The sequence below is a fragment of the Paenibacillus sp. SER-28 genome, from assembly GCF_052906305.1.
Genome location: NZ_JBRECM010000002.1, coordinates 861,402 through 878,140 on the forward strand (window position 1 = coordinate 861,402; position 16,739 = coordinate 878,140).

A 16,739-nucleotide genomic window follows, 5' to 3' on the forward strand; every position below is an offset into this window, starting at 1 on the left:
TTCTGAAGAAGAAGGGAGTCTAGGCATGAACAAAATGAAAGTAGGCATTATCGGGTGTGGTAAAATTAGCGGAATTTACATGGAAAATTGCCATCGTTTCGACATTCTGGAGCTGTACGCTGTAGCGGATCTGGACCAAGGTCGGGCAGAGGAGCAGGCGGTAGCGTTCAACGTTCCGCATGTATATTCGGTAGATGAGATTTTGGCTGATCCGGAGATCGAACTCATCATTAATTTGACCATTCCGGGCGTTCACGCCGACGTATGTCTCAGAGCTCTTGAGGCAGGCAAGCATGTCTATGTGGAGAAGCCACTTGCCGTCACCCGTGAGCAGGGGCAGGCTGTCTTGGATCTTGCTCATCAAAAGGGACTGCTTGTCGGCTGCGCACCAGAGACCTTCTTCGGTTCCGGTATACAGACATCATTGAAGCTGATTGAAGACGGAGTCATTGGGAGTCCGGTAGCCGCTACGGCTTTCATGATGATCCGTGGACATGAACATTGGCATCCTGATCCTGAATTTTATTATGCAGTCGGCGGCGGTCCAATGTTTGATATGGGCCCTTATTATTTGACGGCTCTGGTGCAATTGCTGGGTCCGATTGCTGCCATTTCGGGCATGACAAGCAAGGCGATGGATCAGCGAACGATTACGAGCGAGAAAAAGAGAGGCCAGACCATCCCGGTCGATATACCGACCCATGTGGCCGGATTGCTGCGTTTCAAGCAGGGGGCTGTCGGTACGCTCATTACCAGCTTTGACATCTTTGGTGGAAGCACTCTGCCACCGATCGAGGTATACGGCACTCAGGGGACGCTACAGGTGCCTGACCCGAACACGTTCGGAGGACCAGTTCGCTACAGGCTGCTAGGCGAGCAAGAATGGACAGAGGTACCGCTGCTGCCGGGCTACCAGGAGAATACACGGGGCATCGGCGTTGCCGATATGGCTTACGCTATCCGCAGCGGACGGCCTCACCGCGCTAGTGGTGAATTGGCTTATCATGTGCTGGAGGCGATGTGGGCGTTCCACGATTCCTCCGATCAGCAGACCTTCTATCCCATGCAGAGCACATGTCTGCGCCCGGCGGCTTTACCGGAAAACCTGCCCTTGTATACGTTAGATGCGTAAACTAATGTAATTTTTACATCCCGCTTTGGATGTTCATTACTACTGAAAAGAAGACTTCAGCTCCGTTTTGACCGCGGCTTTGGAGTCTTCTTAGTTCATTTTCAGGAAGGATCTTAATTTCGGGCATAAAATCATTCTTTACCGATCATTCTAAATATGTTATATTGTTGGCGTAGGAGGAATACACGGATAAGAAGCCAAGAGTTATGAGGAGTGGTGTGAGATCTTGCCGTGAACTCTTCTACGAATATTAGAACGATCATTCTAATTAGCAGATGGAGAAGGGATGGATTGAACATGGAATATCGTGTATTAGGAAATACAGGCCTTAAAATAAGCAGTTTTGCATTAGGTACAGGTACTTTTGGTTTTTGGGGCAACAATACGGAGAAAGAAGCTGCAGTCATGTTAGATGAGGCTTTGGCTGGAGGCATTAATCTGATCGATACAGCGGATGTCTATTCAAGTGGTCAATCCGAAGAAATTCTGGGTCACATCCTAAAAGGACGCAGACAGGAAGTTATTCTAGCCACGAAAGGCGGAATGCCCATGGGCAGTGGGCTTAATCAATCCGGTAACTCAAAATATTGGATTAAGCGTGCAGTAGAGGGAAGCTTGAGAAGGTTGCAAACGGACTATATCGATTTGTATCAACTACATCAGCCAGATCTCCATACTGACATTGAAGAGAGTCTTGATGCACTTACGGACCTGGTTCGTGAAGGGAAGATTCGCTATATTGGTACATCCAATTTTCAGGCATGGCAAGTGACCGAAGCACAATGGACTAGCGAACGCAAAAATACCGCACGCTTTGTATCCGAGCAAGCCCCGTATTCCATATTGAATCGAAGCATCGAATTCGATTTGCTTGCTGCAACCGTTAAATACGGAATGGGCGTAATGGTTTGGAGCCCACTTTCGGGTGGTCTACTAACGGGAAAATACCGCTCGGGAGAAGCTGTTGCCCCAGATTCAAGAGCAGCAAGTTCTCTAGGGAAGCTTTCAACTGTTGTAGATCCGAATCGAGAAGAAAATCGCATCAAGTTCGAAGCCGTTGCTAAGCTCCAAACCCTTGCAAATGAAGCAGGATTAACTTTGCCACATCTTGCCATGGCATTTACACAAGCTCATTCGTCAGTTACTTCTGCTATAGTGGGGGCAAGAACAATTGAGCAACTTCGTGAAACGTTAAAAGGCAGCGACATCCGATTATGCACTGATATCCTGGATGCGATAGATGCTATCGTTCCGCCAGGAGTAACCCTGGATGCCCTGGAAAAAGGATGGACGCCTGATTGGTTACAAGCAGACAAACGAAGAATCCTGGGTTAAATATATAGATAGACCTCATACCTGTAATGTATTCACTTTTTTTAAATCTAGTTTGCCGATCCTTCACTACATTGTATAATGATTATTCGAGGTGATGACGATGGCAAGATCAAAAGAATTTGAAGTTAATGAAGTATTAGATAAAGCAATACACCTGTTTTGGGCACAAGGATATGAGAAAACTTCAATGCAAGATTTGGTTGAGTTTATGGGCATTCACCGAAGAAGTATCTATGATACCTTTGGGGATAAGCATGCCTTATTTATGAAGGCTCTCGAACGATATGAAACGAAGCAGACCAGCAAAATGAGGTTTCTGATTGAAAAACAAAAACCGATCAAAGAATTAATTCGGGAGTTGTTTGAGGCGACAGTAAGAAATGAAGGAGAACCTCTAGGGTGTTTTCTCGTGAATTCAGGCGTGGAACTCGGCGTGTTGGATCCTGAAGTTGCATCCTTAGTTGATGAGAGTTATTCGCGAACTGAGGAACTCTTGACTAACCTTGTTCTGAAGGGTCAACAATCGGGTGAGTTCAAGGCTGACTTGGATCCTGTAGTTATTTCTCATTATTTAATGAATGCGTGGTTAGGGCTACGTACGTTGGTTAAGACAACAACGGATCAGCAAAAATTAAAGAATATTATTGATGTGACACTGACCGCTTTAGATTAAAAGTGGAATTACAGCATGACAGGCAAAAGGAGTCACCTAAATGGAGGACTGTTTGTTTCCGTGATACAAGTTTTTTCTTGTCCCTTTAATGAAAGAAAGAACTTGTATCTTATGCCTCATACAAGTCAAGGAATACCGCTCCAAAATTAAAATTTTGGTCATAAAAAAATTATTTACTGTTCGTTCTAAAATTGATATGCTAATAGCAAGTTAAATCTAACTTTTTTCACCCTAATAAGAATGATCGTTCTAAAATCATCTTTAAAACTCATTACACTAATCTGCATGTTATGAAGGAGAGAATATTATGAAGTATACAGTTATTACAGGAGCAAGTTCAGGGATTGGATATGAAACGGCATTGGCGTTTGCTGCACGTGGCAAAAACTTAATCTTGGTAGCTAGAAGATTGGATAAATTAGAAGAACTAAAATCAGCAATTCTGGATATGGATCCTACTATAAATGTTATTGTTCGTACAAGTGACCTGTCTGTTACAGACCAGGCCTACACACTATATAACAATTTAAAGGAATACCAAATTGAGACCTGGATTAACAATGCGGGGCTCGGTGAAGCTTCTTTTGTAGCAGAACAGAATTTAGATAAAGTTGAAACTATGCTACGTGTTAACATTGAAACCTTGACGATCCTTTCTACACTATATGTACGAGATTATGCTGATGTAGAAGGAACTCAGTTAATTAACGTCTCATCCGCACTCGGATATGCCATTGCTGTTGGGAGTGTTGCTTATTCTGCATCTAAATATTACGTTAGTGCCTTCACAGAAGGCCTTGCAAAAGAACTAGAAATGAAAGGTGCAAAACTAAAAGCAAAGGTTTTAGCACCATCTATAACGGAAACGGAATTCGTGAAGAAATCATTAGATACTGAAGAATTTGATTACAAAGCAAACATGCCTAAGTACCACACTGCCAAACAAATGGCGGGCTTCATGGTGGATCTTTATGATAACAACGAAGTGGTAGGTATTGTAGACCAGAACTATGATTTCAACCTGAGAGGCCAAATCTATCCAATCATTTCAGAATTTTAAATTCAATTCATATATCCTTGAATACATTAAAAGAGGAGAGTATCCGAGTGAAAAAGTTGTGGAGTAAAACAAACATTGGAACAATGGAATTACCTCATCGTTTAGCCATGGCACCAATGACACGTAGTAGATCGCAAGAAGATGGTACACCGGGAGAGCTAACTTCCCTTTATTATGCTCAGCGTGCATCAATGGGACTCATTATTACAGAGGGTACACAACCTTCTGATGATGGCCAAGGGTACTTATGGACACCTGGGATTTATACGGATAAACATATTGAGGGATGGAAAAAGGTGACCGATGCAGTGCACGAAGCAGGTGGATATATGTATATCCAGTTAATGCATGCTGGTCGCATGTCGCACCCTGATAATACACCACATCATCGCCAACCTGTTGCGCCATCTGCAATCGCGCCCGGTGTAGAAATGTTTACTGCTAAAGGTATGCAGGACATCCCCGTTCCTCGTGAGTTAAGTAAAAAGGACATACAAACTACCATTGCGGATTTCCGCAAAGCAGCAGCAGCGGCTATCAAAGCAGGCGCGGATGGCGTTGAAATTCATGGAGCCAATGGTTATCTGATTAATCAATTTATCCGAGAAAACTCGAATATACGGACAGACGAATATGGGGGATCTATAGAAAATCGTGCTCGCTTCGCGATTGAAGTAACGAAAGCCATCGTCGAAGAAATTGGAGCTGATAGAACAGGCTTCCGTATTTCGCCAGGGACACCTCTTGGTGGGATTCAGGATGGTGAACAAGGCCCTGAACTTTATCGCTACCTTGTAACGGAATTAGCTCAATTGGATTTAGCTTACCTTCATGTTATGCATCTTGGAAATGAAAAGCTGCTCCAAGACATTCGCTCAATATGGACGAATCCATTGTTAGTCAATCGTGCTGGACGGGCTCTGGAAGATCTTAGCTTGGATATAGAAAGTGGTCTTGCTGATTTGGTGCCTGTTGGTGTATGGTCATTAGCCAATCCAGATTTAGTGGAACGACTTCAAAAAGGTGCGCAACTAAATGAAGCAGATCCGTCAACATTCTTTGGTTTGGGGAGTAAAGGTTACACGGATTATCCTACGATGGAAGAATTAGAATCGCAAGAGGGTCTACAATAACATAAAGGCCGAAACATGGGCGTACAACTGAAAATTGTACGCCACGTTTTTAGTCAAGATGTTCGATGTTTTCAAAAAAACGCATTTAGTAAATAATGGTATAGCGAGCGGGTCAACCTAAAAACTCGATTGCGTTCATGGTTATGCTATCTCCAAATTAGCAAAGGAAGAGGATGAATATGAGAGCAGCACAAGTACAGAAATATTCAAAAATAATCCATGTGGAATTAAATGATGTAAACATACCACAGATCAATAGCCATGAGGTACTTGTCAAAGTAAAAGCTGCAGGTGTAAATCCACTGGACATTCTTAATCTGAATGGCAGTGTTCGGATGATTGCCGACTATAAGTTGCCATTAACTTTAGGGAATGAACTATCTGGGGTTATTGAGGCTGTTGGTGATGATGTTTTGAATTTTAAGGTTGGTGACCCTGTTTATACGAGGTTGCCGCTTAATAAAATCGGTGCTTTTGCTGAGTATGCGGCCGTAAATGAAGATGCTTTATCCATCATGCCTGAAAATCTATCTTTTATTGAAGCTGCTGCTGTACCCCTTACTGCCTTGACTGCTTATCAAGCATTGCACGATGTACTCCATGTCCAGCCGAATAAAAAGCTATTCATTCCTGGAGGAACCGGAGGATTTGGCGCTATGGCAATCCCTATTGCCAAATCACTGGGATTATTTGTTATTACAAGTGGAAGTGAAAGAGGCAGATCACGTATACTGTCGATCGGGGCTGATCAATTCATAAATTATAAGGCAGAGAATTATGCTAACATACTGTCCGATATCGATTATGTGATCGACACCTTGGGTACCAAAGAGATCAAAGCTGAACTGGGTATTTTAAAACCACAAGGGAAATTGGTATCATTGAAAGCCGGACCTAATTATCGCTTTGCGGTTGACAATCATTTTCCAATGTGGAAAAAAGCATTGTTTGGTCTAGTGGGTGCTCGCTTAGATTCTTTAGCACGTAAGAATCAAAATGAATATCGCTTTTTATTTGTGCAAGCCAATGGAAGTCAATTACAAGAAATCACTAAACTTGTTGAAAAAGAAAATATCAAGCCCTCTATAGATTCAACTTATACGTTTGATGACATTAACAAAGCGTTGATTAAAGTGTCAACGGGCCACTCCCAAGGCAAAGTGATTGTGACCTTCTAAGTAATATTACATTTTTTCATGATAGTAGAATGTTCATTCTACTATTTGTTTATAAAACGTGCATTCTAGCGAGTTAAAAAACGGTATTCGCGGGTGAAGCAACCCGGGATTTGATTATTTAGAGAATTGGTTCTCATTAATGCAATCCCCCTGACTAAAGTTTCTGGCAGGGGGGATTGCATTAATGTAAGTTCTAGTTCACATACTTCTCTATCGTGCTTCGGACTGCTCCGGGACCTGCCAGCATTTCATGAAACATGGCTTCAATCTTGTCGCCCAGACCAATTTCATATAATCGGACACCGAACAGTTTGTCATCCTCGAGGAGGCAGCGAACCTCGGAGGTCTGATCGCCCAGCTTCGTATTCTGCAAATATCCCTGCAACGTATCCAGTAACGGGTCCGGACTGAGTGTGAAGGGTTCTCCTTGATCATCCACTCCCAGCAAATAGCGACACCAGATCGCAATGGTCAAGGGGATAGCAGTCAAGTTCGTAGGATCAAGCCCTGTTGTGCTAGCATAAGACTTTATGGTTTCCCCAAAACGGATGCTCATCTTTTGAGACGTATCTGTTGCAATCCGCTGTGGCGTATCCGGAATATAGGGATTTGCGAAGCGTTCCTGCAATACCTCGTCAATAAATGGTTTCGGTTGGATAATTCCGGGATCAATTACAACAGGTAAGCCTTCCTTGTAGCCGATGGTTTCCACCAGACGACGTAATGTCTGATCCTTCATTTCATCTGCGATGAGCTCGTACCCAAGCAGACACCCAGCGAGGGCCAGCGCTGTATGCAGCGGATTGAGACAAGTAGTGACTTTCATCTTCTCCACTTTGTCCACCGTATCCCGATTCGTGAAGATGATGCCAGCTTCCTCCAGTGCAGGTCTCCCGTTCGTAAACTTGTCTTCAATGACCAAATACTCGCTAACCTCAGCATTGACAAAGGGAGCCGTATACGTATGCCTGGAGGTAACGATCATCTCCATGTCAGCTAACCCCAGCTTCCGAAGAGCAGACTGTACTTGCAAGGAAGGGCGGGGGGTGATTTTGTCAATCATGGTTAGGGGGAAGGTTATTTTCTCCTCGTTTTGCAGATAGTCTGAAAATCCTTCCTCTACCAGGCCTCTGCGAGCCCACTCCTTGGCGATGGCAATCATACTATCCTTTAACAGATCGCCGTTATGGGAGCAATTATCCATGCTCACAAAGGTCATTGGATGCAACCCTCTCAGATAACGCCGATAGGCAAGCGAAGTAGCCAGGCTCATCACATGCATCGGCTGTTCAGGACCATTCGTCAAATCCCTCTGCACAACAGCCAGATACTTGCCGTCGGGCCCGGTCAGGGCGTATCCTTTTTCCGTGACAGTAAAGCTGGCCATCTGCAGGGACGGATTCTCAAATATTTCAATCAGACGGAGGTAGTCGTCTGGACGATTTTGCTCTGCTGCGAGTCCCTCAACAATGCTTGCGACCACGCTCTTGTGAAATCTTCCGTCTGCACTCATCAACACCAGTAAGGTTAGATTGTCGTAAGGCTTATAAGCTTTGTCGATCATTTCAAAATCAAAGGCTTCGGCCGCAATAATACCTGTATCCGCTTTCAAGTTATTCAGCAGTTGTTGCTGCGCATTGGCTATCAACCCACGAAAAATATTGCCTGCGCCGAAATGCACCCATTGCGGTCTAACTCGGGTGTTATTGGCTACAAGCTCCAGATCATATTTCGGCAGTTCAATGCCTGCTGCTCGCCAGGCCGCTTTGTCTGAAAGGCCTTTCCGGTCAAGTTGGAGCATTTATTTCACTCCTTTGCCTTGAGAGAGACTATCCCAGACACCAAGCAAATACATAACCCCCAGTGCACGGTCATACAAACCGTAGCCAGGTCGACAATTCTTTTCTTCCCCCCATAGATGTCTGCCGTGATCCGGGCGTACATATCCCTGATAGCCGTTCTCGTGATAAGCTCTAACTACTTCCGGTACATCGACGCTTCCGTCCTTCCCGCGGTGTGACACTTCAATAAAGTCGCCATTCTCAAACACCTTGACATTACGAATATGCGCAAAATGAATACGATCATGAAACTCTCGAATCATGGTTGGCAAATCATTCTCAGGATTGCTCCCCAGTGAGCCTGTGCAGAAGGTCAGACCATTATATGGGCTGTTCACTGCATCTAGGATGCGCTGGATGGTCTCACGACTACGGACAATTCTCGGCAATCCGAAGATGGGCCATGCCGGATCATCAGGATGAATGGCCATCTTGATGTCAACCTCCTTGCAGACCGGGATGATGCGCTCAAGAAAATACTTCAGGTTGTCAAACAACTTGTCTTCTGTGACATCCGCATAAGCAGCAAAAAGTTCATCCAGTCTCGCCAACCGTTCCGGTTCCCAGCCAGGCATGGTGAACTTCCCAGCTCCCTTGAGAACCCGATTCACCATTTGGCGGGGATCATCGGTAATGGCAGCCTTTTCATAAAAGAGGGCGTTGGACCCGTCAGGCAGTTCCTTGTACAGCTCTGTTCTGGTCCAGTCAAAGACAGGCATAAAGTTATAGCAAATCACCTTAACTCCCACTTTGGCTAATTTTCGAATGGTGTCGATATAAATGTCAATATATTGATCGCGGGATGGTAGGCCGATTTTGATATCATCGTGGACATTTACACTTTCTACGACCGCCGTACTAAAGCCCTTGCTCGTAATCTGATCAGCTACCTCCTGAATTCGCTCCATTTCCCATACTTCACCGGCTACCTTATCATGTAAAGACCAGACAATGCCCATAACTCCCGGAATTTGCCGGATATGATCCAGTGTAATATTGTCGTTGCCTTCCCCATACCATCTCCAGGTCATATTCATAACGATACCTCCCTGATTATATTCCATCTGTCTTGTATACAAGATTGAGTTGATCATAAATTATAGGGTTTGTTCTTGTCAATGATAATCTCAGAGGAGTCCGTCACCTCAAAATGCTTTATAATAAGTCTACTAGATTTATAAAGTGAAGGTAGGAATGATATGTTTACAAAAGAAGAAATCATGCAACTGTTGAAAAAAGATATTTTGTCACTGACCTTAAAGCCGGGTACTCTTCTCAGCGAGACGACTTTGTCAGAACGCTTCCAGCTGTCCAGAACTCCGCTACGCGATGTATTGAAGTGGCTTGCGCTTGAGTCCTACATTGATATTTATCCCAAGAAGGGGAACATTGTGTCCTATATTGATCTGGAGTCCGTTGAACAAATTATTTACTTAAGAAGCGCATTGGAAAAGGAGATTATGAAGGAGCTTTCTTCGCAAATTGCATTAAGTGATGTACAGAAGCTGAGCGATATTCTGGACAGACAGAGAGCTGTGATTGAAGAAGATCATGCTACGGATCAATTTCTCAGTTTGGATGATCAGTTCCACCAAACCATTTTCCAATTGGTGGGGCGAGGGTTTCTTTGGCAGCTCATTCAGCAGTCGAATGTTCACTATATCAGATATCGCAAGCTGCATATGCTGGAAACAGGGAAGCTGATAGGCATCTGGCATGAGCACCAAGCTATGCTTGAATCCATGCTGAATAAGGAAACAACTAAAATGGATGATCTGGTTCATCATCATCTCAGAGAGGATATCCATTCGCTCGATTTTCTTCGGAAGTTCGCTGATTATATCAAGAAATAAGGCAGCTAGCTCAAATTAACATCTATGAATATTAAAGAAGTGAGGAATTCATGGGGCTGTTCCACAAGTTGGATATGTCGGTGAAAGAGAGGGTAAGAAATGCGAGACTGCAGCAAAATTTATGGGCGGAAACGTGCTGGCTGTGTCATTCCGTTTTTGCTCGTGAGTATTGTTATATACCCTCAGGCGGGGTCAAACTGGAGGAATCATCATAGGAGTTTTCGTCCTTGTATACATGATAGGTGAAATCCTCCTTGAATACACTCTATGTATCATGAGCTATCCCGATCTTTTGACAGACTCGCAATTTAAATTCATAAAAAATCAATTGTACATGGAGATGTATAATGTTCCGGCTGTTTACCCAAATTCAATTTAATTTATTTGAGCGAGGGAGCATTATAAATAGTTTGGGGAGTAAAAGTTCTTAAGGCTTGATTCGTATAGAATGAAAGAGTAGTCGGGTATATTGTTTTACGCAACCGCTCACCGGGGAACTTCCTCAACTGCTGCATCAAAAGAAAAATTATTTACAATTTAAAAAATACTGAAATATTTCCATGATGTAAGTGAAAAATGCCGACCGATTCTAGATTATAAGGGGGGAACGATATGTGCAGATATGCAATGTACGGCCCATATAAAGATATATTTGCATGCTTTACCTGCAGGAAGGTATATAAGCAGACATCAAGGTTTGAAATGCCGAAGGATGAATATGAACGGATTGTCCATGTCTGTCCGCAATGCCAGGCATCCATGCATGACATGGGTCATGATTTTCAGGCCCCCAAGCAAACGGATATCAAGCAGTGGAAAAAGGTAGAGCTACTATATCAACAAGGATACGCTTACCACTCCTGCGGCTGCGGCGGCCCCGGGTACAGACCCTCTCGGCTGTCGAAGGTACCTGAATTTCTGGAGAACCAGCGAACGTTCGAGAATAAGGGAGAGGCGCTGCTGTACCGGCTTTTGCAAAGCTAGTTGACTCGGGCTAATTATTAACATGTGAGATGAAGTGTATTATAGAAACTTATATGTTTTTCCATTTTCCAAGTGCAAAGAAGAGCAGCCCGGAAAAAATATAAGAGGTTCACTATACGTGCTTCGTTCGCTGAACTAACGGGCAGGTTAGCTCAATAAGAACCGGACGCCACTTCAGGATTTCTTTAGGCTGCATAGTACCGATATGGAACTATGCAGTAACTGAGTTCAGCCCGAGCCACGGTTTTTGATTTGACTAATGATAGTGGAAAATCAAAAAAGAACCTGGATAGTTTTATCAGGTTCTTTTATATTGCATATAAAACAGACACGATGATATAATCAGATTGCGACTTCTTAATTTAAATAGGCATAAATATAACATCTTACACTTTAACTTTACCATGCCGCTAAACTCTTGTCAAATGTTTTTTTCTCAATTTAATAGTTAGGAGAGATATTGAATGAGTTCTTTGGTTCTCGGTTTTCAGGAAATGGAAAAAACGCAGTTTTTGCTCGTTGGCGGAAAAGGGTTGAGTTTAGGGGAATTATCAAAAATTGAAGGAATACATGTACCACAAGGATTTTGTGTTACAACAGTGGGGTATCAAAAAGCCATCGAACAAAAAGAAACGTATTATGCATTGTTGGATCGACTAACAAGGCTAAAAGCAGAAGATCGTGCTCAAATTGGTGAAATCAGCAGGCAGATTCGACAAATCATTATGGAAGTAGAAGTTCCTGCCGATGTTGTGGAAGCAGTTACTCACTATCTCTCCCAGTTTGGAGAAGAACATGCTTATGCAGTGCGTTCCAGTGCGACTGCTGAAGATTTGCCACATGCCTCTTTTGCTGGTCAACAAGACACCTATTTAAATATCATCGGCAAAGAAGCAATCTTGCAGCATATCAGCAAATGTTGGGCTTCCCTATTTACGGATCGCGCGGTTATCTATCGTATGCAAAATGGATTTGACCACAGTCAAGTTTATTTATCCGTTATTGTTCAAAGGATGGTTTTCCCGCAGGCTTCAGGAATTTTATTTACCGCTGATCCGATTACCTCCAACCGGAAGTTGCTATCAATCGATGCTAGTTTTGGACTTGGAGAAGCATTGGTCTCTGGCTTGGTCTCTGCCGATTGTTATAAAGTACAGGAAGAGGCAATCGTCGATAAGAGGATAGAAACCAAAAAATTGGCTATCTATGGACGAAAAGAAGGCGGAACAGAGACAAAGCAGATCGAGCCTGATCAGCAAAAGACTCAAACCCTTACTGAACAACAAATTTTGCAACTGGCACGTATCGGAAGACATATCGAGGCTCATTTTGGTTGCCCACAAGATATCGAATGGTGTTTGGCCAATGATACTTTTTATATAGTCCAGAGTCGTCCAATCACGACTTTATACCCGATCCCTGAAGCAAATGATCAGGAAAATCACGTTTATGTATCTGTCGGTCATCAACAAATGATGACTGACCCGATAAAACCATTGGGATTGTCTTTTTACCTGTTAATAACTCCTGCACCCATGCGTATAGCCGGTGGAAGGCTGTTTGTTGATGTTACACAAATGCTGGCTTCACCTGTCAGCAGAGAAACTTTCTTAAATACCCTGGGACAATCTGATCCGCTCATAAAAGACGCATTTATGACCCTAATAGAGCGAGATTTTATAAAATCGTTACCAGATGATAGAACAGAACGGAGTCCCGGTAATAGCAGTAAAGGTAGGTCGTCTGCAGGTTTTCAAGCACAAATCGAAAACGATCCGGCAATCGTTTCTGATTTGATTAAGAACAGTCAAACATCGATAGAAAAATTAAAACAAAACATCCAAACGAAATCAGGAGCAGATTTATTTGATTTTATTCTGGAAGATCTCCAAGAATTAAAGAAGATCTTATTTGACCCACAAAGTTCAAAGGTTTTTATGACTGCTATGAATGCTTCGTCATGGATCAATGAAAAAATGTACGAGTGGTTAGGTGAAAAAAACGCAGCAGATACGCTTTCTCAATCTGTACCAAACAACATTACTTCGGAAATGGGTCTGGCGCTATTGGATGTCGCAGATGCGATTCGTCCTTATCCGGAGGTAATTGATTATTTACAACATGTAAAAGATGATAATTTTTTGGATGAACTGGTTAAGTTGGATGGTGGACAGGAAACTCAAGACGCTATCTATGCTTATCTCAACAAATACGGAATGCGATGTGCCGGTGAAATCGATATTTCGAGAACTCGTTGGAGTGAAAAACCAATTATACTTGTCCCCATGATTCTCAGTAATATCAAAAACTTTGAGCCTAATGCTGGCAATTGGAAATTTGAGCAGGGGCGACAGGAGGCTTTGAAAAAAGAACAAGAGTTATTAGATCGATTGAAGCAATTACCGGATGGTGAACAAAAAGCCAAAGAAACAAAACGAATGATCGACCTGATCCGGAATTTCATCGGTTATCGTGAATATCCCAAATACGGCATGGTTAATCGCTACTTCGTTTATAAGCAGGCTTTACTAAAAGAAGCCGAACAACTCGTACAAGCTGGTGTTATTCACGAGAAAGAAGATATATACGATCTCACTTTTGAAGAACTTCACGAAGTCGTACGCACAAATAAACTGGATTATCAGATCATCCGTAAACGAAAAGACGATTATAAATTATATGAAAAACTAACTCCCCCGCGTGTAATCACGTCTGATGGTGAAATCATTGCGGGTGAGTACAAACGAGAAAATCTCCCAGCAGAAGCGATTGTAGGTCTGCCTGTTTCTACCGGAGTTATAGAGGGTCGAGCACGTGTCATCTTAAACATGGAAGATGCTGATCTGGAAGATGGAGATATATTAGTCACCGCCTTTACTGACCCCAGCTGGACACCATTGTTTGTATCCATAAAAGGCCTAGTCACCGAAGTTGGTGGACTGATGACTCATGGAGCCGTTATCGCACGTGAATATGGCTTACCCGCAGTTGTCGGAGTGGAGAATGCTACCAAACTGATAAAAGATGGGCAACGAATTCGTGTGCATGGAACAGAAGGGTATATCGAAATATTGTAATGGCTGAATGCGCTAAGTAATAGCCTCTGTCATAATGGACAGTATTAAATGCAACCTGTCATGGATAAAAGGGCGGTTACCCTGTTCGTCCTTTTATCCATGACACAAAAGATTTATACATAGCTGACCCGATAATCTAAATCTCTTGTCGTGTGCCCTCAGAGTCGAACCTGCATATTCGCTTCAGAACAAGCCTTTTTCAACCAACTAATGATAATCTTACGGTCAGGGAACCCACAATTATAGTCAGTTCTATGATGTCCTTTATCGTTGGGGTAAATTGACAGACTTGACTTGAGCAGAGGTATTTCCGTAAATATCCTTGGCCAGCACGAGAATATGCAGCGTATCAGCTTGGGAGGCACCATCCTGTTTGTATTTAGTAGTTGGAAGCGTTGCTGACCAATTGGCTTTATCTTCTGTAATAACGACACGAATGCCATTGACATAAACTTTAAGCTGCGCGATATCACTTTGATCTGTGACTGAGCCTTCCAAAGCGAGAACATCATCCGTGATCGAAGCATTCAACTTAAGTACAGGGGTTCCTGTTTCCTTGCGTTTAGAGGGTGGGAGAGTGGTTTGCGGGTTATAGGAAAAGGTTTCATCCTCAAGCGCTGGCGTACGTGCTGCAATAGGACGGTTTTTGGTCGCCTGCTCATAGGAATAAGCGTAACGAAGCAGGTCATTATCGCTGTATGCGGCACCTGCCATCGTCAGATTAACGGGCATACCGGTATCCTTCATAGCGCCCATACTCACAGACACACTTGGGATCCCGTACTCGCGTAGAATGAAATTCGTATTGGAGAAATAGTTGCCATTCTCCCAAGCCTCCTCGTAGGACGTTTCATTCACATCGGAGTCAGCTTTGCCGATATTCGAATTTGCCGGGAATGCAATAAAATCAAGGTTGTTTTGCTTCATCCAATCTTCAAAATCAATCTTTCGTACATTTTCAAGCCCCCTCAGACCTTCCTGAAACTGAGGAATTTGTTCGTAAGGGGTGACGCCTTTCTTTATGGTTTCAATGAATACGTCATAGTGGCCAAGGTCTCTGCCACGTTTGGCATCTACCGAACCGGGCGGATTCGGGAAGACGGTTGCAGGGTCGATATTTGCCCATGACGGGAAATTTGGATCGCCCACACTTTTAAGGAATTCCTCAGCTGCATAAGGATTAAGCAACCCGAATTCCTTTTCAGCCCACTTTGCCGGCATCAAACCACGCTCTTCAGGTGTTTTCGCTGTTGGCCGGTCCTTCTCGCTATTCGCCTGCAAGGGGAAGTCAACTTCCACAACCTCAGCTCCAAGAGCAGTTAAATCCTTAACAGCTTTTTCCCATAATGCCTGTATCGAAGGTCTGAATTTGATCGGAGTTGTGGTTTCATGGTCCTTACCGATATAAATTTTCGGAACGCCAATGCGTTTGCCTTTCAAAGCTTGAATGTCTCGCAGCTCTAAATAGGATTTGGGACGGACACTGTTGACAGAAGGGAGCCGAACGGCTTTCTGCTCTCGCCAGAAATCGCCCTTGGTGATCTTATCTTCTACAACGATCACGTCAAGCAAGCGGAGCATGTCCTCGACAGTCCTCGTATGTGGGACAACGACATCACGTATAGGGAAGAGCGGCCAATTCCCCCGAATGGAGATTAGGCCCCGCGATGGGGTGTAGGCAATTAAACCATTGTTAGATGCCGGTGATCTTCCAGAGGATACCGTTTCTTCCCCCATACCGAAGGCAGCGAGGTTGGCGGCTGTTGATACGCCAGATCCGTTAGAGGAGCCAGAGTACCAGGCTGCAGCCAAATAATCTGGGTTGTACGGACTTTCAGCACGGCCATAAACGCCTCTTTGCATTCCCCCTGCTGCCATTGGCGGCATATTGGTTTTACCAATGAGCACCCCACCGGATTTGCGTATCTTTTCTACTGTAAAGGCATCGTCCTTTGCCATCAGGTTTTTGAAAGCCGGAGATCCAGAAGCGACAGTGAGTCCCTTAACCTTGTAGCTGTCTTTAACCGTGTAGGGGATGCCTTGCAGAGGACCAGTCTTAATACCTTGTGCCCTTAGTTGATCAGCTTGAGCAGCTTCTTTTAGTACGTCGGGGTTCAGAATAGGGATGGAATTCAGTCGAATGCCACTAGAATCATAGGCATATACCCGGTTAAGGTACAGAGCAGTGAGCTCGACACTTGACAGCGCCCCTGACTTCATCGCTTCCTGCATTTGAGCAATCGTAGCCTCTTGCAATTGAAATGTAACTAGGGAAGAGGAGGGTTCACTAGTTTTACTAGGGGATGAGGGTGAGGGAGCGGCGGATGCAAGCGGGCATCCCGTGAAAGTTAAAATCATACCAACTGTGATCCATTTGCAATAGTTACCGATTACATTCCTTGTATTCGCTTTTAGCGTTCGTGCGCACATAGCATTTTCACTCCTTAAATTAGGTAGGATCAGGAATTTAAAA

Annotated in this window: 12 protein-coding genes; 9 read left to right on the plus strand and 3 right to left on the minus strand. The window is 43.7% G+C overall.

Annotated elements, in window-relative coordinates:
* Positions 1-25: 25 nt before the first annotated feature.
* The 6 genes from ACUYLD_RS09500 (at position 26) to ACUYLD_RS09525 (ending at position 6,511) form a co-directional block, all read left to right on the plus strand.
* Positions 26-1,132: a Gfo/Idh/MocA family protein gene (locus ACUYLD_RS09500; protein ID WP_446674869.1), complete on the plus strand. Its 1,107-nt coding sequence runs from the start codon at positions 26-28 to the stop codon at positions 1,130-1,132.
* A 297-nt stretch (positions 1,133-1,429) separates the two neighbouring features.
* Complete coding sequence (locus tag ACUYLD_RS09505) at positions 1,430-2,467, plus strand: aldo/keto reductase (protein WP_446674870.1); 1,038 nt, start codon at positions 1,430-1,432, stop codon at positions 2,465-2,467.
* A 100-nt stretch (positions 2,468-2,567) separates the two neighbouring features.
* Positions 2,568-3,140, plus strand: coding sequence for a TetR/AcrR family transcriptional regulator (locus tag ACUYLD_RS09510; protein ID WP_061828333.1), 573 nt, complete (start codon positions 2,568-2,570; stop codon positions 3,138-3,140).
* A gap of 307 nt (positions 3,141-3,447) precedes the next feature.
* Positions 3,448-4,200: an SDR family NAD(P)-dependent oxidoreductase gene (locus ACUYLD_RS09515; protein WP_250261280.1), complete on the plus strand. Its 753-nt coding sequence runs from the start codon at positions 3,448-3,450 to the stop codon at positions 4,198-4,200.
* A gap of 47 nt (positions 4,201-4,247) precedes the next feature.
* Entirely contained in the window at positions 4,248-5,333 is a 1,086-nt protein-coding gene (locus tag ACUYLD_RS09520) for an alkene reductase (RefSeq protein WP_446674871.1), read from the plus strand.
* A 179-nt stretch (positions 5,334-5,512) separates the two neighbouring features.
* On the plus strand, positions 5,513-6,511 hold the full coding sequence (locus tag ACUYLD_RS09525) for an NADP-dependent oxidoreductase (RefSeq protein ID WP_446674872.1): 999 nt from the start codon (positions 5,513-5,515) through the stop codon (positions 6,509-6,511).
* A gap of 193 nt (positions 6,512-6,704) precedes the next feature.
* On the opposite strand, the gene ACUYLD_RS09530 is transcribed toward ACUYLD_RS09525, so the two are convergent.
* Both ACUYLD_RS09530 and uxuA read right to left on the minus strand, forming a co-directional pair.
* On the minus strand, positions 6,705-8,312 hold the full coding sequence (locus ACUYLD_RS09530; protein WP_250268426.1) for a mannitol dehydrogenase family protein: 1,608 nt from the start codon (positions 8,310-8,312) through the stop codon (positions 6,705-6,707).
* Positions 8,313-9,389 carry a mannonate dehydratase gene (gene uxuA, locus ACUYLD_RS09535; protein WP_061828338.1) on the minus strand — a complete coding sequence of 359 codons (1,077 nt, stop codon included), beginning with the start codon at positions 9,387-9,389 and terminating at the stop codon, positions 8,313-8,315.
* Positions 9,390-9,551: 162 nt separating this feature from the next.
* Between uxuA and ACUYLD_RS09540 the strand changes: the two genes are divergently transcribed.
* From ACUYLD_RS09540 to ppsA, 3 genes are all read left to right on the plus strand, one after another.
* Positions 9,552-10,205, plus strand: a complete 654-nt coding sequence (locus ACUYLD_RS09540; RefSeq protein ID WP_446674873.1) for a GntR family transcriptional regulator — start codon at positions 9,552-9,554, stop codon at positions 10,203-10,205.
* A gap of 612 nt (positions 10,206-10,817) precedes the next feature.
* The gene (locus ACUYLD_RS09545) at positions 10,818-11,189 is read left to right on the plus strand and encodes a hypothetical protein (protein ID WP_165176824.1); all 372 of its coding nucleotides are present in this window, start codon (positions 10,818-10,820) and stop codon (positions 11,187-11,189) included.
* Between the two features lie 464 nt (positions 11,190-11,653).
* Entirely contained in the window at positions 11,654-14,266 is a 2,613-nt protein-coding gene (ppsA, locus tag ACUYLD_RS09550) for a phosphoenolpyruvate synthase (RefSeq protein ID WP_322172246.1), read from the plus strand.
* 264 nt (positions 14,267-14,530) lie between these two features.
* Here the strand turns inward: ppsA and ACUYLD_RS09555 are convergent, their stop codons facing one another.
* Positions 14,531-16,696, minus strand: coding sequence for an amidase (locus ACUYLD_RS09555; protein ID WP_446674874.1), 2,166 nt, complete (start codon positions 16,694-16,696; stop codon positions 14,531-14,533).
* Between the last annotated feature and the right edge of the window lie 43 nt (positions 16,697-16,739).